The sequence below is a fragment of the Halanaerobaculum tunisiense genome, assembly GCF_054657635.1.
The window spans coordinates 172,567-190,548 of record NZ_BAAHYI010000004.1; the positions used below are offsets into that span (position 1 = coordinate 172,567).

15 protein-coding genes are annotated in these 17,982 nt (G+C 36.9%); all 15 read left to right on the plus strand.

Translation table 11 applies throughout. The features are described 5' to 3' along the window. The first annotated feature begins 25 nt into the window (after positions 1-25). Positions 26-1,012 (plus strand): ornithine carbamoyltransferase, encoded by a 987-nt coding sequence (locus tag ACYQ3D_RS05380; protein ID WP_459836916.1) that lies wholly within the window; start codon positions 26-28, stop codon positions 1,010-1,012. Between the two features lie 75 nt (positions 1,013-1,087). After that, a complete protein-coding gene (locus tag ACYQ3D_RS05385) occupies positions 1,088-2,287 on the plus strand; it encodes a YgeY family selenium metabolism-linked hydrolase (RefSeq protein ID WP_459836918.1) in 1,200 nt (399 codons plus the stop codon). Between the two features lie 26 nt (positions 2,288-2,313). Beyond that, the gene (locus tag ACYQ3D_RS05390) at positions 2,314-3,648 is read left to right on the plus strand and encodes a uracil-xanthine permease family protein (RefSeq protein ID WP_459836919.1); all 1,335 of its coding nucleotides are present in this window, start codon (positions 2,314-2,316) and stop codon (positions 3,646-3,648) included. A gap of 25 nt (positions 3,649-3,673) precedes the next feature. After that, positions 3,674-5,965 (plus strand): xanthine dehydrogenase family protein molybdopterin-binding subunit, encoded by a 2,292-nt coding sequence (locus tag ACYQ3D_RS05395; RefSeq protein WP_459836921.1) that lies wholly within the window; start codon positions 3,674-3,676, stop codon positions 5,963-5,965. Positions 5,966-5,967: 2 nt separating this feature from the next. Continuing rightward, the gene (locus tag ACYQ3D_RS05400; RefSeq protein ID WP_459836923.1) at positions 5,968-6,846 is read left to right on the plus strand and encodes an FAD binding domain-containing protein; all 879 of its coding nucleotides are present in this window, start codon (positions 5,968-5,970) and stop codon (positions 6,844-6,846) included. After that, positions 6,839-7,306: a (2Fe-2S)-binding protein gene (locus tag ACYQ3D_RS05405; protein WP_459836925.1), complete on the plus strand. Its 468-nt coding sequence runs from the start codon at positions 6,839-6,841 to the stop codon at positions 7,304-7,306. The genes ACYQ3D_RS05400 and ACYQ3D_RS05405 overlap by 8 nt, the downstream gene beginning before the upstream one ends. A gap of 43 nt (positions 7,307-7,349) precedes the next feature. Next, a complete protein-coding gene (locus ACYQ3D_RS05410) occupies positions 7,350-8,708 on the plus strand; it encodes an 8-oxoguanine deaminase (protein ID WP_459836927.1) in 1,359 nt (452 codons plus the stop codon). A 14-nt stretch (positions 8,709-8,722) separates the two neighbouring features. Further along, positions 8,723-10,051 (plus strand): putative aminohydrolase SsnA, encoded by a 1,329-nt coding sequence (gene ssnA / locus ACYQ3D_RS05415; protein WP_459836928.1) that lies wholly within the window; start codon positions 8,723-8,725, stop codon positions 10,049-10,051. Then, the gene (locus ACYQ3D_RS05420) at positions 9,990-10,898 is read left to right on the plus strand and encodes an FAD binding domain-containing protein (RefSeq protein WP_459836929.1); all 909 of its coding nucleotides are present in this window, start codon (positions 9,990-9,992) and stop codon (positions 10,896-10,898) included. The genes ssnA and ACYQ3D_RS05420 overlap by 62 nt, the downstream gene beginning before the upstream one ends. A 5-nt stretch (positions 10,899-10,903) precedes the next feature. Next, entirely contained in the window at positions 10,904-11,386 is a 483-nt protein-coding gene (locus ACYQ3D_RS05425; RefSeq protein ID WP_459836930.1) for a (2Fe-2S)-binding protein, read from the plus strand. Further along, the gene (locus ACYQ3D_RS05430) at positions 11,379-12,686 is read left to right on the plus strand and encodes a xanthine dehydrogenase family protein molybdopterin-binding subunit (RefSeq protein WP_459836931.1); all 1,308 of its coding nucleotides are present in this window, start codon (positions 11,379-11,381) and stop codon (positions 12,684-12,686) included. The genes ACYQ3D_RS05425 and ACYQ3D_RS05430 overlap by 8 nt, the downstream gene beginning before the upstream one ends. A 3-nt stretch (positions 12,687-12,689) precedes the next feature. Then, the gene (locus ACYQ3D_RS05435; RefSeq protein WP_459836932.1) at positions 12,690-13,679 is read left to right on the plus strand and encodes a xanthine dehydrogenase family protein molybdopterin-binding subunit; all 990 of its coding nucleotides are present in this window, start codon (positions 12,690-12,692) and stop codon (positions 13,677-13,679) included. A 53-nt stretch (positions 13,680-13,732) separates the two neighbouring features. Continuing rightward, positions 13,733-14,815 carry a 4Fe-4S dicluster-binding protein gene (locus ACYQ3D_RS05440; protein WP_459836933.1) on the plus strand — a complete coding sequence of 361 codons (1,083 nt, stop codon included), beginning with the start codon at positions 13,733-13,735 and terminating at the stop codon, positions 14,813-14,815. 46 nt (positions 14,816-14,861) lie between these two features. Then, a complete protein-coding gene (gene ade, locus ACYQ3D_RS05445) occupies positions 14,862-16,583 on the plus strand; it encodes an adenine deaminase (protein WP_459836935.1) in 1,722 nt (573 codons plus the stop codon). A 28-nt stretch (positions 16,584-16,611) separates the two neighbouring features. Beyond that, positions 16,612-17,961 carry an NCS2 family permease gene (locus tag ACYQ3D_RS05450; RefSeq protein ID WP_459836937.1) on the plus strand — a complete coding sequence of 450 codons (1,350 nt, stop codon included), beginning with the start codon at positions 16,612-16,614 and terminating at the stop codon, positions 17,959-17,961. The last annotated feature ends 21 nt before the right edge of the window (positions 17,962-17,982 follow it).

The window sequence follows — 17,982 nt, forward strand, 5'->3', positions numbered from 1 at the left end:
AAAATTTTCAAGGAGGAGATAGAAGATGCAGACAGTATTGCGAGGGAAAGACTTTATTTCTTTACAAGATTGGAGTAAAGAAGAGGTTGATACATTATTAGATGTATCTTTTGATTTAAAACGCAAATTTGCTATGGGAATTGATACTCCATATTTACAGAACAAAACTGCAATGTTAATGTTCTTCGAAGAATCAACTAGAACTAGAAATTCTATGGAAGCTGGATTGGCTCAGCTAGGAGGTCATGCTAATTTCTTAGATACTAGTACTATGCAGGTCAGTCATGGTGAGGTTGCTAAGGATACAGGTGTTATTTTAGGTAGTTTTGGTCATGCAATTGCTTGTCGGAATTGCTTTTGGGAAGAAGGACATGGTAATGAATACTTAAGAAGCTTGGCTAAGCATGCTCCAGTACCGATTATGAATTTACAGTGTAACTTATATCATCCTATGCAGGGATTAGCTGATTTGATGACTATTCAAGAGAAGAAAAATATTACTGAAGAACTTAATGTCTCTATTATTTGGGCTTATGCTACTAGTCATAAGAAGCCTATTTCTGTACCAGTTACCCAAGCTTTATTATTCCCTCGTTATGCTATGAATGTAACTGTGGCTCATCCAGAAGGATTTGAGTTACCTGATTGGGTACTTGAGCAGGCTGAAAAAAATGCTAAGCAGCATGGTGGTTCGTTTGAAGTTACTAATAATATGGAAGAAGCTTACCAGAATGCTGATGTTGTGATCCCTAAAAATTGGGGTAGCTGGGTTAATCATCCAGATGGTGGAGGAAATTTATTAGAAGCTAATAAAGATTGGAAATGCACAGAAGAAATGATGGAACTAGCCAAAGATGATGTAAGTTATATGCATGCTTTGCCTGCTGATAGAGGAAATGAGGTAGTAGATTCTGTAATAGATGGTTCTCATTCTATTGTCTATGATGAAGCAGAAAATAGATTGCATACTGCTAAATCAGTGATGGCTGTAACTATGGGCGGAAAAGGTTAAAATGATTAGGTTAGTTTAGATAAGCTAATTTAATAATTTTAGATTAATTTATAAATTAAAAGGAGGTAATAGCTAGTGGAAAGATCTAAAGTGGTTAAAGAGATTAAGAACGAAATAGGTAAGTATCGGACTGAGATGGTGGAGTTTATGCAGGATATAATTAAAATTCCTAGTGAAAGTTGCCAGGAAGAAAAGGTTGTTCAACGAGTTAAAGAAGAGATGGAGAAAGTAGGTTTTGATGAGATCACCATTGATCCTATGGGCAATATTCTTGGGAGGATAGGTAATGGTGATAGAGTAATTGCTTATGATGCTCATATTGATACTGTAGGTGTTGGAGATCCTGAGGAATGGGAGTGGGATCCTTTTGCAGGTAAATTGGAAGAGGGCATAATTTATGGTCGAGGAGCTACTGACCAAGAGGCTGCTATGGTTAGTATGGTTTATGCTGGTAAAGTGATAAAGGATCTGAATCTGCATCAAGAATTTAGTTTATATTTTGTAGGTAGTATTCAAGAGGAAGATTGTGATGGGCTTTGTTGGCAGTATATTATTAATGAAGATAATCTAAACCCCGAAATGGTTGTTGTAACTGAACCAACTAATTTAAATATTTATCGAGGTCATAGAGGTAGAATGGAGATGGAAGTAACAACTGAAGGAGTATCTTGCCATGGTAGTGCTCCGCATCGAGGGGAAAATTCACTTTATAATATTGCTCCAATTATATCAGGGATTGAAAGACTGAATGAAAGATTAAAAGAGGATGAATTTCTAGGGAAAGGTACTATAACTGTAACTCATATTTATAATAATACTCCTAGTTTATGCGCTGTACCTGATAAATCTACTATCCATCTTGATCGGCGGTTGACTGCTGGTGAGGATAAAGAATTAGCAGTAAGCCAGGTAGAAGAAGTAATCGAAGAAGTAGGAGTAGATGCTAAGGTGGAGATTTTAAATTATAATACGCCAAGTTATACTGGGTTAGTATATGAAACCGAAAAGTACTATCCTACTTGGGTATTAGAAGAAGATCATGAGTATATTCAAGGAGCTGTGGGTGCCTATAAAGATTTATTTCAAGAAGAGCCAACTGTTGATAAATGGACTTTTAGTACTAATGGAGTTTCTATTATGGGTCGGTGTGGTATTCCTTGTATTGGTTTTGGTCCTGCTAATGAGATATATGCTCATACAGTAAATGATCAAGTCCCAGTAGATCATTTACTTAAAGCAGCTGAATTTTATGCTCTGTATCCAGATTTTATTTAAAATAGAGATAGGTGGTGTTAGAAATTATGGAACCTAACTTAGAGGATCAGACTGTTAATTCAGATCCGATTTATAAATTGGAGGATAAGCCACCTTTAGGAGAGAGATTGTTACTTGGGTTTCAGCATATGTTGGCTATGTTTGTAGGAATTATCACTCCTCCATTAATCATTTGTGGAGTAGTGGGTTTTAATGCCATCGAAACTAGTTTTATTGTGAATATGACATTGATAGTATCAGGGATTACTACTTATGTGCAATGTACCAAGTTAGGGCCAATTGGTTCTGGACTGTTAGGAGTCCAAGGAACCAGTTTCACCTTTGTACCTATGGCTATTGCTGCTGGTAATGCAGGTGGTTTACCTTTGATTTTAGGTATGTCCTTAGTTGCATCTGTATCAGAGATAATTGTAAGCAGGTTTATTAAACAAGTAAAAAAATATTTTACACCTGTAGTTTCTGGGACAGTAGTGATGATGATTGGTCTTAGCCTTGTAGAAGTAGGAATTACTGATTTTGCTGGTGGCCAGGGAGCTGAAAATTTTGGCAGTCCCCAGAATTTAATGTTAGGCTTTTTTGTGCTGAGTATCGTTATTATTTGTAATCGGTTTGGGGGAGGATTGATTAAAGCCGGGGCGATTGCTATTGGGATGATTGCTGGTTATATAGTATCTATTTTTCTAGGGTTGATTGATTTTGGTCCGGTAATGGAAGCGGGTTGGTTTACTATTCCTGTTCCTTTGAAATATGGAATAGCTTTTGATTGGGGTCATCTATTGCCTTTTGTTCTTGCTTATTTAGTTACTAGTATTGAGACAGTAGGTGATTTAACTGCTATTGCTAGTATTTCTGATGAACCTATTGAAGGTGAACTTCATGCTAAGCGTTTAAGTGGAGGACTATTGGCTGATGCTTGTGGCAGTGCTTTGGCGGCTATTTTTAATTCATTGCCCAATAGTACTTTTAGTCAAAATACCGGTGTGATTCAATTTACTAAGGTAGGTAGTAGAGTAGTAGGAGTTGTAGTATCGGGATTTCTTATTTTACTTGGTTTATTGCCTAAGTTTGGAGCTATTATTTCTGTTATGCCTGCCCCTGTATTAGGAGGAGCCACAGTTGCTTTATTTGGGATGGTTGCTACCTCAGGGATTAAAATAGCTGTTAAAAATGGTTTAACAGATCGAAAGTTATTTATTCTAGCTATTGCTTTAAGTTTTGGATTAGGAGTTACAATGAAGCCTGAAGTTGTAGAACAGCTTCCTAATTGGTTATCTACTTTAGTATCATCTGGAGTAGCAGTTGGAGCAATATTTGCTTTTGGGCTTAATTTGATTCTACCTAAGAATAATACTACTCAATAACAGACTAAATTATGGAGGTGCAAGAATGGGAAATAAGCAAGTTAATAAATCTGCTAAGAGAGTAGATGCCTATGAGAAGGTAACAGGTAAGGCTAAATTTGGGGCTGATTATAAGTTTCATAATATGTTATATGCTAAAGTGCTTAGATCTGATTATCCTCATGCAGAGATTTTAAGTATTAATATAGAACCAGCTAGAGAGTTGTCTGGTGTTGAAGTAGTATTGACAGCAGATGATATCCCCAATAATGAATTTGGTGTTATTATTCAAAATCAACAGGTTCTAGCCAAGGAAAAGACTATGTATATTGGTGATGGAATTGCTCTTGTTGCTGCTGAAACTAAGCAGATTGCTGAAAAGGCTATTGAGTTGATTGAAGTAGAATATAAAGAATTAGAAGGAGTCTATAATCCATTAGAAGCGAGAAAAGCAGATGCTAAGTCAATTCATGCCCAACTAGATAATAATCAAGTGGTCCATCATCCCTTACGTAAAGGAGATGTAGAAGAGGGGTTTGCTCAGGCAGATGTAGTCTTAGAACGGGAATATACTACTCAGTTTATCGAGCATAGTTATATTGAACCTGAATCTATAGCTGTAGTACCTAAGGATAAAAATTGTCTAGTAAGTATTTATGGTTCTATCCAAAATCCTTACGCTACTCGTGATGCTGTTGCTTCAGTATTAGAGACTGATTTAAATAATGTGCGAGTAACTCAGAATAATATGGGAGGAGCTTTTGGAGGAAAAGATGAAAATATGTCCTCTATGGCAGCTAGAGCTGCAGTTTTAGCTTTAGCAACTGATCGACCAGTAAAAATGGTTAATAGTCGAGAAAAATCTATCTTGGAAAGTTATAAACGGCATCCTTATTATTTGCAATATAAAGTAGGAGCTAGTGAAGATGGTGAGTTATTAGCTATGGAGATTGAAGTAGTAGCTGATAGTGGAGCTTATGCCTGCCAGACTCCTTTTGTTACTTGGAGGTCAGTAGTGCAAGCCACAGGTCCTTATGAGATTCCCAATGTGAAAACAGATACCTATGGTTTTTATACTAATAATGTTTATACAGGAGCTATGCGTGGATATGGTTCCCCACCAACTATTTTTGCCCAAGAATCACTGATGGATGAGTTGGCCCACGAATTAGAGATGACTTCTGAGGAATTACGGAAAAAGAATATGTATCAAAATGGTTCAGTGACTGCCAGTAGTCAAAAGCTAGATGATCATGAGGTAAGTTTAAATCAAGTAATGTCTGAAGCTATGGATGCTATTAATTATCAAGAAAAATATGATAAATATAGCCAAGATCAACCTGGTGATAAACAGCGAGGTATTGGTATGTCAATCAGTTTTCGAGGTGTTAGTCTAGGAGCTGAGGGGGTTGATGCTGCTGGTGCAATAGTATCTATCCAAAAAGATGGGAGTCTGATTATTCATGGAGGATTAGCGGAAAATGGTCAAGGTTTAAAGACAGTCTTTTCTCAGATAGCAGCTGAAGAGTTAGGAATTAATCTGGAAAATATTAATTATATGGAAGTTGATACTTCTATAGCCCCTGAAAGTGGTTCTACAGTTGCCTCTCGTAGTACGTTAGTTGGTGGTAATGCAGTTAAGGATGCTGCAGGAAAGCTAAAGAAGATAATTAAAGAGTTTGCAGCTAAAGAATATGACCTTGAGCAAGAAGAAATCGTTCTACAGGATAATCATCTATTTACTACTACTGGTGAACAGATAGTTTCTTTTAAAGAAATTGTTAATCAAGCCTATAGTCAAGGGGTCTTTTTATCAGCTTATGGTTGGTACCAAAGTCCAGATATTAGCTGGGATGAAGAGACGGGCCAAGGTAAACCCTACTTCACTTATGTGTATGGTTGTCAGATAGCAGAAGTAGAGGTTGATACTGGAACGGGTCAAGTTGATGTCCTGAATATGGCAGCTGCTCATGATGTAGGTAAGGCGATTAATCCAGCTAATGTAAAGGGCCAAATTTATGGTGGTGTTGTAATGGCTATGGGGCATTGTATTATGGAAGATTTAGAAACTGAGAATGGTTATATTAAAACCACTAATTTTGATGATTATTTAATTCCAACTGCTAAAGATATGCCAGATATTACGCCTATTATCGTAGAAAATCCCGATCCTAATGGCCCCTATGGAGCAAAATCTATTGGAGAACCAACTCTTGAATTAGGTAGTGCTGCAATTACTAATGCTGTTGCTCAGGCGACAGGTGAGCGGATCAGAGACTTACCACTCAATCTAGAACGGGTATTGATTGGTCGTTCTTTGAGTAAGGGGGGGAGTTAATAATGCTAGATTATGATTTCTTGACTACAAACAAATTAACAGAGGTCTTAAGTTATTTAGAGGAATATAAAAAGGTAGAGATAATTGCTGGTGGTACAGATGTTTTGGTTAATATGCACCAGCAAGATTTTGATAATGCAAAGTTAGATTATGTATTGGATATTTCCAATGTTGAAGGATTAGAAAAGATAACGAAAGCCGAAGACTATATTACACTTGGATCTTTGATTACTCATTCTGATCTAGTTGAGAGTCCAATTATTCAGAAGAATTATCCTCTATTAGCAACAGCAGCTAGTACTATAGGTTCTACTCAGATTAGAAATCGGGCTACTGTGGGGGGGAATATTGTTAATGCTTCTCCAGCAGCTGATTTATTACCTCCTTTAATAGCTTTACAGTCTGAGGTGGTTTTACGATCTACAGAAGAAAAAAGAGTTATACCTTTAAGTGACTTTGTAACTGGTCCTTATAGAACTAGTATTCAGGCAGATGAGATACTAACTGAAATTAGAATTCCTGTAGCTGATGAGAAAATATATGGTAATTTTCAAAAGATAGGAAGAAGAAAAGCTGTAGCTATTGCTAGGTTGAATTTGGCTCTAGTAACTAAAATTGATAATAACCAAGCTTTTGTAGATACTAAGCTAGTTCCGGGGGCAGCTACACCTTATCCTCAGTCGTTTACAAAAGTAGAAGAGGCTATTGATGGTAAGCAGATTAGTGAAATTGATGTAGAAGAAATAGGTAAGTTAACCCAGCAAAAAATGGTTGCAATTACAGGTAAAAGGTGGTCTACTCCTTATAAAAAACCAGCTATTTCTACTTTAGCACAAAGGGCCCTACAGGAGATAATTAAGGAGGTAAGTAATAATGGCTAACATTGAAGTAACTCTTACAGTAAACGGACAGAAATCAACTTTACTGATAGAACCTGAAGAGCGCCTATTGGATACCTTGAGAGAGCGATTGAATCTAATAGGGGTTAAAGAGGGATGTGATATTGGTGAATGTGGTGCCTGTACAGTAATTCTTGATGGAGAAGCAGTTCATTCATGTATGATTCTGACAGCTCAGGTAGATGGTAGTGAGATATTGACAGTTGAAGGATTAGAAGTTGATGGGCAACTTGATCCTTTACAGCAAGCTTTTATTGATCATCAAGCAGTACAGTGTGGTTTTTGTACTCCAGGAATGTTAATGTCTGCTAAAGCCTTGTTAAATAAGAATCCTAAGCCTAATAGAGAAGAGATTAAAACAGCAATTGAAGGAAATCTCTGTCGCTGTACAGGTTATGAACAGATAATTGAAGCTATTGAAAGTGTAACTGATGAGAGTTAGATTTACTTGATAGTTTGATTATCTTTTATAAGGAGGAGAAGAGATGTCTTCTATTTTGATTAAAGATGTTAAAGAAATTATAACTATGGATCAAGAACGTAATAGATTGCAGGATTCTGATATCTTAATTGAAGACAATAGGATTAGCAAGATAGCTAAAGATATAGAACAAGAGGCTGAGCAAATCATTGACGGTTCAGACTACTTTCTGTTCCCAGGTTTGGTTAATACGCATCATCACTTTTATCAAACTTTAACTAGGAATCTAGGTCAGGCGCAAAATTTAGAACTATTTGATTGGTTACAGTATCTGTATCCTATCTGGGCCAACTTAACTCCTGAAGCAATCTATTATAGTACTTTAGTTGCTTGTGGAGAATTATTAAAGACTGGTTGTACGACGGCTGTTGATCAGTTTTATGTCTTTCCAGATAGTCAGCCAGCTAATATTATTGATCAACAGTTTAGAGCTACCCAAGAAATAGGGATTAGATTCCATGGTTCCCGCGGGAGTATGTCTTTAAGTGAAAAGGATGGTGGACTCCCCTCAGATAAAGTTGTCCAGACAGAAACAGAAATCTTACAGGATTCCCAACGAGTGATTGAAAAGTTTCACGATAATGATCCATTTTCTATGCAGCGAGTGATACTTGCTCCTTGTTCTCCTTTTTCGGTTACAAAAGATTTAATGAAAGAGTCGGTTAAATTAGCCCGCAGTTATGGGGTGCAGAGTCATACGCATGTGGCAGAAACTAAGGATGAAGAAAAATTCTGTCAAGAGACCTTTGGTATGCGTCCTCTGGAGTATATGGAGCAAGTAGGTTGGGTAGGAGAAGATGTCTGGTATGCTCATGGTATTCATTTAACTGAGGCAGAACTAGATCGGATGGCTGAAACTGGAACTGGAGTTGCTCACTGTCCTGTTTCCAACCAAAAGTTAGCTTCTGGAGTGGCTAAAGTTCCCTATATGCTAGAAAATGATGTGCCAGTAGGTTTAGCTGTTGATGGTAGTGCCAGTAATGATTCTTCTAATATGATTTTGGAGATGAAGGCGGCTTTTTTAATGCACAGATTAAATTCTGGTATCAGTAGTATAACTGCCGAAGATGTGTTGGCTTTAGCTACTAATGGAGGACGTGATTTGCTCAATCAACCACAAATTGGGAGTTTGGAAGAAGGTAAAGCAGCAGATATGTTCCTAGTTGATAGTCAGCGGTTTGGCTTTGCTGGAGGTTTATCAGATCCAGTTTCAGCTCTGATTAATACTGGTGACACCCAGATTGTGGATATCACGATTGTTAATGGAGAAATAGTTGTTCAAGATGGAGAACTAGCCACGATTGAGGAAAATGAAGTTATTAGCCAGGCTAATCGTATTGCCCAGGAAATGATAAATAGTTAGAAGGGGATGTTAGGATGCTAATTTTCGGTAATGGGACAGTTTTGACTTTTGATCAAAAGTCCACTGTCATAAAAGATGGGGGCGTTGTGATTGAAGGGGAGGAAATTGTTGAACTTGGTAAGACAGTAGAACTAAAAGAAAAATATCCCCAGGCTAAATTTAAAGATGTAGAAGGTAAGCTAATTATGCCTGGGATGATTAATTCCCATATGCATATGTATAGTACTTTTGCTCGGGGTATGGATCTAAAAGCTGATCGTCCCCCTCAAGATTTTGTTGATATCCTACAGAAACTATGGTGGCGACTTGATCAAACTATGAACGCTAAAGATATCTATTACAGTGCTATTTTTGCTCTGCTAGAGGGAATTAAACAGGGAACAACTACTGTTTTTGATCATCATGCTAGTTATGGGCAGATTGATGGTAGTTTAGATATCATTGCTGATGCAGTCAAAGAAACTGGTATTCGGGCCAATCTTTCTTATGAAATATCAGATCGTCATGGTTCAGAAAAAGCTCAGAAAGCACTACGTGAAAATGAAAGGTTTATTAAAAAACTAGAAGAAGAGGATCCTTATCTAGGCGGGACAATCGGTCTTCATGCCTCTTTTACTTTAGAAGATGAGACTCTAGAACAAGTAGCGGCTTTGAGTCAAGAGCTACAGGCACCGGTACATATTCATACTGCAGAAGGCTGGGCTGATGTAGCTGATAGCCAAAAAAAGGGATTTGTTGGAGTAGTTGATAGACTAGATAAGTATAACATCTGGCAGGAAGATTCTTTGGCCATCCATGGAGTCCACCTTCAGGAGGGTGAACTCGATATTTTGAAGAGAAATCAGGTTAATTTGATTCATAATCCTGAATCAAATATGGGGAATGCTGTAGGAGTTGCTCCAGTTAAAGAGGCCTTGGAAGAAGATTTAACTGTTGGTCTAGGGACTGATGGTTATACAACTGATATGTTTGAAAGTATTAATGTAGCTAGTTTACTACAATCTCATGATCAAGCTCACCCTTCAGTTGGGGGAGAAGAAGCATATCAGATGGCTATTGCTAATAACCAACAAATTGCTCAAAATTACTTTGGCCCGCAATTAGGGATGTTAAAACCAGGTGCGGCCGCGGATTTAATTGTAGTAGAGTATCAATCGCCAACTCCCATGCAAAGTGATAATCTTCTGGGACATATTTTATTAGGAATGAATGGTAGTTTAGTTGATACTACAGTTGTTGGGGGTAAAATTTTAATGGAAAATCGGGAGGTGCAGGTTCTAGATGAAGAAAAAATATGCTCGGAATGTCAAGAACAAGCCAGACAGTTTTGGAAAAGATTTTAAGAGATATTTTGCTCCTGAAACCATAGAAGAAGCAGTTAATATACTACAAGAGTACGGAAGAAAAGTAACTGTATTGGCAGGCGGAACTGATTTATTAGTGGAATATTATGATAAATTATATGACTTAGATAACATCTTAGATTTGAAGAATATTCAGAAGCTAAAAGAGATAAATGTTAAAGAGGATTGGATTGAAATTGGGCCGCTAGTGACTCATACAGAAATTGAGAATTCAGAAAATTTAAATAATTATTTTCCTGTGTTGAGTCAGGCTGCAGCAGATATAGGAGCTCTTCAAATAAGAAATCGGGGCACGCTTGGGGGAAATATTGTTACTGCTTCTCCAGCTGGTGATCTTTTACCACCACTTTTAGCCTATCAGGCAAAGTTTAAATTGTCTTCTGCTAAGGAAGAAGACATAGTATTAGCTGAAGACTTTTTTACAGGTCCTAAAAAAGCAGTAATTAATCCAGAACAACTATTAACCAAAGTTATAATTCCTAAGCCTAAACTAAATACAGCTGGAGTCTGGAAGAAAGTTGGTAATAGAAAGGCTTTAGCTATCTCCAGCTTATCTCTAGCTTTAGTTGTTGAATTTAATCAGAATCAAGTAATTAGTGATGTTAGAGCCTGTATGGGGGCAGTAGCTCCTACTCCACTAGAAATTAAGGCAGTTAAGAAGCAAGTGATTGGTAAAAGGATAGACCAACTAGCTTATGAAGAACTGGGCCAACTAGTAGCAGATAATATGTCCCCGATAGATGATATCAGAGGAACTGAAGATTATCGCAGAGAGGTTGGGAGAGATATTATGATAAGTGCCCTAAAGGAATTAAAATGGGGGTGAATGAATTGGAAATCACAATAACAGTTAATGGGGAAAGAAGAGATATAGAAACTACGCCTACTACTCGTTTGCTTGATTTATTGCGAGAAGATTTAAATCTAACTGGTGCTAAAGAAGGGTGTGGAAAAGGCGAATGTGGTGCCTGCTCTGTAATAATGAATGGGGAATTGGTTAATTCATGTCTTGTGCTGGCTCCTCAAGCAGATGGGGCAAATATCTTAACTATAGAAGGACTAAATAGTGAGGAGAAGTTACATCCAATCCAGGAATCTTATGTTGAAGCTGGTGCTGTGCAGTGTGGTTTTTGTATGCCAGGAATGATTTTAGCTAGCAAAAAATTATTAGATGATATCTCTCAGCCTGATGAACAAGAAATCAGAAGGGGTTTGTCAGGTAACTTATGTCGTTGTACAGGTTATCAGAAAATAGTAGATGCAGTTAAATTAGCAGGATACAAACTTAGGGAAAGGGGGAGGGATAATGAGTGAAAAAATAGTTGGGGAGAATATAAAAAAAGTAGATGCCACAGAGAAAGTAACTGGTCAGGCTACGTATACGCGAGATATACAATTTGATGATATGTTATATCTGAAAGTTAAGCGGGCAACCCATCCTCATGCCTATTTGCGTAAGCTTGATATTAGCCAGGCAGAAAAATTACCTGGAGTAGTTAAGATAATTACTGCTGAAGATTATCCTGATTTAAATAACTTTGGATTAATTATCAAAGATCAGCCTGTATTAGTTGGTAGTGGGGAGAAGATGCGATTTATGGGCGATGCTTTAGCTATAGTTATTGCTGAAACAGAAGAAATTGCTGTTAAGGCCCTTGAGTTAATAGAAGTTGAGGTGGAAGAACTGGAAATTCTGACTAATCCCTTAGAAGCCATGGAAGAAAATGCGCCAGTAATTCATGAAGCTGAAAGTGAATTAATTTCTGAACATTTAGACGATACTATATACTCTAATAATATATTATGTGATCACTATCTAAAAAAAGGAGATGTAGAACAAGGATTTTCGGAGGCTGATTTAATAGTAGAAAAGGAATATAAAACACAGCATCTAGATCAGGTTCCATTACAAGTAGAAGCTGGAGTAGGTTTATATGAAGAAGAGACGGGAGTGACTAAGATTTGGGCAGCTACACAGTGGTTGCATGATACACAGGTAGATATTGCTCAATCTTTAGGTGTGCCTAAAGAAAAGATAAGGATTATACAACCTACTATAGGTGGAGCCTTTGGGAAGAAAGAGGATATTTCTGTTCATATACATCTTGCATTGGCAGCTAGGGAGGTAAAAAGACCAGTTAAGTTTAGTTATACTAGAGAAGAATCAATGATTTCTCAGTCTAAACGTCACCCAATGATTATTAGACATAAAACTGGAGTAACTAATGAAGGTTATCTGACAGCTTGGCAGACAGAATTAATAGGTGATGTAGGTGCTTATGCTTCGAGTAGTCCAGCAGTGGTACATAAAGGGTTATATCACTGTACTGGACCATATAATGTAGAAAATGTTAAAGGAGCTTCTTATGCTGTTTATACAAATAATACTTATACAGGGGCAATGAGAGGCTTTGGGGCTACTCAAATGGCATTTGCTTATGATTCCCAGATGGATATTATAGCTCAAAGGTTAGGAATGGATCGAACTAAATTACGTCTCCAAAATGCTTATGAAATAGGGTCAACTACCCCTAATGGTCAGGTTTTAACTAAAAGTGTTAATGTTAAAAAAACTATTCAAGAAATAATGGATATGTCAACAAAGGGGGAATGACCAATGAAAAAATATGGTCAAGGAATATCAACTATAATGTTTGGTTTTGGTTATGGAGAAGGGTTTCCTGATCACTCTATTGCTTCAGTTGAAATAGAAGAGGAAGGAACTATTCTTATTAGAACAGCAGCGGCTGATGTTGGGCAAGGGGGTTTAACAGTAGTTACTCAGATTACAGCTGAGGTTTTAAAGATCAATCCTGATTTAATCAGAGTTAGTCAGGGAGATACTCATTTAACTAAAAATGCAGGTTCTACTTCTGCTACTCGTCAGACATTTTTTACCGGTAATGCTGTTAAGGAAGCAGCTGAAGAATTGCTAAGTAAAATATATCATTATGCTAGTTTAGAATTTAGGTGTAATTATCCGGAAATGGGAGTAGAAGAGGGGTATATTTTTAGACATGATGATTCTAGTAATAAACTTAGTTACTGGGAGTTGGCTACCAAGGTGCAAGATAGAGGGCAAGAACTTAAAGCAGAGGGTTCCTATTTTCCTAAAACTTATGAACCAGATACAGTTACTGGTCAATCTGAAAAAGTATATGTAGCATATACCTTTATGACGCAAGAAATTGAAGTAGAAGTAGATACTGATACAGGAGAAGTTAAGGTTTTAAATGTAAATACAGCTCTTGATTTAGGTAAAGCCATTAATCCGCAAGGAGTTGAAGGGCAGATAGAAGGTGGAACTGTTCAGGGAGTGGGAATGGCTCTTATGGAAGAGCAAGTAATAGAAGAAGGAATAACTTTAAATCCTGATTTGAGTGGCTATATAATACCTACTGCTCTAGATAGTCCTAACTTTAATTCCCGCTTGGTTGAAGATCAAGATTCTGATGGTCCTTTTGGGGCTAAAGGTGTTGGAGAACCATGTACTATTGGAGCAGCACCAGCAATTGCCAATGCTGTCTATGATGCTATAGGAGTTAGATTTAAGGAATTACCTATTACTCCTGACAAAATAAAGAAAGGTTTAGCAGAAAAATCCTAATGATGGGTAATTAAAGGATTGTTTTAATAACAATATTAAAGGAGGAGATTAATATGATAGATTTAAGTTTGAATCTTTTTGGAATTGATTTTAAAAATCCAATTATGCCTGCAGCAGGGCCAACTGTTAAAGATGGTGATATGGCTCATAAAGCTAAAGAGGGAGGGGCTGGGGCAATTGTAACCAAGACTATATCTGTTAAAGCAGCTCAGGTACCAAGACCAAATATGGCACAGGTTAAGAGTGGGTTTATGAATGCTGAATTATGGTCTGAATTACCCCCAGAACAATGGTTAGAAGAAGAATATCCTAAGACACAAGAAACTGGATTACCAGTGATTGTAGGGTTAGGTTATTCAGCAGAAGAAATAAAAGAATTAGCACAACAAGTAGAACCGTATGCTGCTGCTTTGGAATTATCAACTCATTATCTTGGTAATGATCCTTCTCCAGTAGTAAATAGTATTAAAGCAGCTAAAGAAGTGACTGATATTCCAGTTATGGTTAAATTAAGTCCGCAAGTAGATGTACCTACATTTGCTGAAGCTGCTGAGGAAGCAGGAGCAGATGGAATAGTGTTGATTAATTCTATGGGACCTACTTTAGATATTGATTTGGAGACAAGTCAACCACTGATGGGGAGCGATAATGGTTATGGTTGGTTATCAGGAAATGCTATCTTCCCTTTAGCATTAAGATGTGTTTTTGAGGCTGTGCAGGCTGTTGATATTCCAGTTATTGGAGTAGGAGGAATTTCAACTGGGGCAGATGCACTAAAGATGATTATGGCTGGGGCCCAAGCAATACAGATTTGTACTGCAGCTATTGTTAATGGTCCTGAAATGTATGGTCAGATTGTCAGTGAGATGAAGGAGTTAATGTCTGAGTTGGGATATAGTAGTCTAGATCAAGTTAGAGGGTTGGCCCAGGAAAATCGATCAGAAGATGCCAATTTTACAACTATACCTCCGACTGTTGATCAAGAAGCTTGTACTGGCTGCAGTATGTGTGTTGAGAGTTGTGTTTATCAAGCTATTGAGCTAAATGATAATAATATAGCAGTAGTTGATCAGGATCAATGTGCTGGCTGTGGTCTTTGTGTAACTCGATGTAATTTTGGAGCTCTTAGTATTTAATAATAACTTATTAGTTTGAGTTGTTTTTAAGCAAGGAGGGGTAAATTTGAATTCTAAATTATTAAAAAAAGCTCAAGGAGAAATAAAGGCTGATTTAGTATTAAAGAATGGTCAAGTGGTTGATGTTTTTAATGAAGAAATAAAGGAGTTAGATGTAGCTATAGCAGATGGTGTAATTATTGGGACGGGATCTTATAAGGGACACAAAGAAATAGATTTGCAGGGCCAAGTACTTGCTCCTGCTTTTATTGATGGTCATCTACACCTTGAGAGTGCTATGGCCAAAGTAAAAGAATTTGCCCAGGAAGTAATTTCTTTAGGAACTACTACAGTTGTAGCTGATCCACATGAGATAGCTAATGTTATGGGGATAGAAGGGATTAAATATTTGTTAGATGTAGGCTTGTCTCTACCTTGGAACTTTAATTTAATGTTACCCTCCTGTGTGCCAGCAACTAAATTTGATACTTCAGGTGCTATTTTGAAAGCTGAAGACTTAGAGGAGTTAATTACGGCTGAAGGAATTCTTGGCCTTGGTGAAGTCATGGATTTTACTGGTGTAATTAATGGGGAACAGAGTATTTGGGAAAAATTATCTTTATTTAGTGATCGGTTTATAGATGGGCATGCTCCAGGATTGAATGTTAAAGATTTAAATACTTATCTTCTAGGAGGCATTAAAGCTGATCATGAATGTACAACTTGCCAAGAAGCTCTTGAGAAGATTGGTAAAGGAATGTACATCATGATCAGAGAAGGATCTGCGACTAAAGATCTTGCTAGATTATTACCAGCAGTTAATGAAAAAAATAGTAATCGATTCTTATTTGCTACTGATGATCGTCATCCAAGAGATTTAGTTGGAGAAGGACATATTAATTTTCTAATAAAAAAAGCAATTAAGCATGGGATGGAGCCTTTACAAGCAATTAAATTGGCAACTATAAATTCTGCTAATGCTTTAGGGTTAGATAATATTGGAGCTATAGCTCCTGGCTATAAAGCTGATTTAGTTGTGATTGATGATTTAGAAAAAATAAACATTAATAAAGTTTTTAAAGATGGTAGACTAGTAGCTCAGAATGGTAAATTTATTCTGGATTCTGCAGACGAAGTACAAGATTCCGCAAGTCAGAATAGTGATATATATAATTCAGTCAATATAGGGAAGATAGAAAAAACTGACTTTATGTTACCAGAAGGTAATAAGTATCGGGTGCTGGAGTTAATGGAAGAGCAGATAATAACTAGGGAATCTACTGTCAATTTAAGTTCTCAACAGCTAACCTCTAGTGAGTTGGCTAAGCAGAATTTAGTTAAGTTAGCAGTAGTAGAAAGACATCAGAAAACAGGAAATATTGGTTTAGGGTTACTAAAAGGTTTAGGATTACAAACAGGAGCAATTGCAACTTCTATTGCTCATGATACTCATAATATTATTGTAGCAGGAGTAGAGGCTGAAGATATGATATTAGCTGTGCAAGAAATAGAAAAGTTACAAGGAGGTATTGTGATAACTAATAAAGGTCAGATAGTTGACAAATTACCTTTGCCTATTGCTGGTTTAATGTCAGATAAACCTCTAGTAAAAATTGCAGAAAAATTGGATAGTTTGCAAGCTACTGCCTTCTCCTTAGGAGTTACTAAGGAAGAACCATTTATGACTTTATCTTTTATGTCTCTACCAGTTATTCCTGAGTTAAAGATAACTGATAAGGGATTATTTTCTGTGGTAGATTTTCAATTTGTTCCTTTAGTTGTAGGGTAGGCAATTAAAATCAAGGAGGCGAGAAAATATGGGTACTCCTAATCCTGACACTGGTGAGACTGTTAATGAGAATGGTATTTTAGAAAGAATATTTCATTTAAGTGAGAATAATACAAATATTAAAACAGAAATTTTGGCTGGAGCTACTACTTTTTTAACAATGGCGTATATTATTTTTGTTAATCCTTCTATTTTAAGTGATGCAGGTATGCCCTTTGGGGGAGTATTTATAGCCACTATTGCTGGAGCAATAGTAGGAACATTAAGCATGGCTTTGTTGGCTAACTATCCTTTTGCTTTAGCATCTGGTATGGGATTGAATGCTTTTTTTGCTTATACTGTAGTTGCTAATATGGGGGTCCCCTGGCAGGCTGCATTAGGGGTAATATTTTTAGAGGGGATAATCTTTATTCTACTGAGTGTAACACCAGTTAGAAAAAAGATAGTTAACTGTATCCCAATGTCTTTAAAAGCCGGGATTTCTTCTGGTATAGGGCTGTTTATAGCTTTTATTGGTTTGCAGAATGCTGGATTAGTTGTTTCTAGTCAATCTACCTTGGTAAAGATGGGAGCAGATCCTTTATCAGGTCCATCTCTTGTTGCTATTATAGGAATGATAGTAACAGGTGTATTATATGCTCGTCAGATTAAAGGAGCTCTTTTATTAGGAATAATTGCTTCTACAATTGTTGGCTGGTTTAATGGAGTAACGCCCCCTTTAGAAGGAATAATTGCTATGCCTAAATTTGGAGAATGGTCTGCTGTGTTATTTGAGCTGGATATTAAGGCTGCTTTTGATGTAGGGATTGTTAGTGTGCTATTATCTTTTCTTTTCGTTGATCTTTTTGATACAGCAGGAACTTTAGTAGGCGTAAGTAAGCAGGCGGGATATATTGATGAAGATGGTAATTTACCAAAAGCTAATCGGGCTTTATTAGCTGATGCTATTGGAACTACTTGTGGTGCTTTATTTGGGACTACAACAGTTACTACTTTTGTAGAGTCATCCTCCGGGGTAGCTGAGGGTGGTCGAACTGGTTTAACTGGAGTGGTAACTGCTGGGTTATTTTTTCTTGCTTTATTTTTTAAGCCTTTAATCTCTGTTGTGCCAGCAACTGCTACTTCACCAGCTTTATTATGTATAGGAACAATGATGATGTCAAATATTATTGATCTTAATTGGGATGATTTTACTGAGATATTCCCAGCTTTTGTTGCTATGATTGCCATGCCTTTAACTTATTCTATTTCTCATGGGATAGCACTTGGATTTATTATGTATCCCTTAATGAAGTTATTTACTGGGCAAAGAGAGCAAGTTAATAGGTTAGTTTATTTATTAGGGATAGTTTTTGTAGGTTATTTTCTCTGGATGTAGAGGTAATAAACAGCAAGGAGA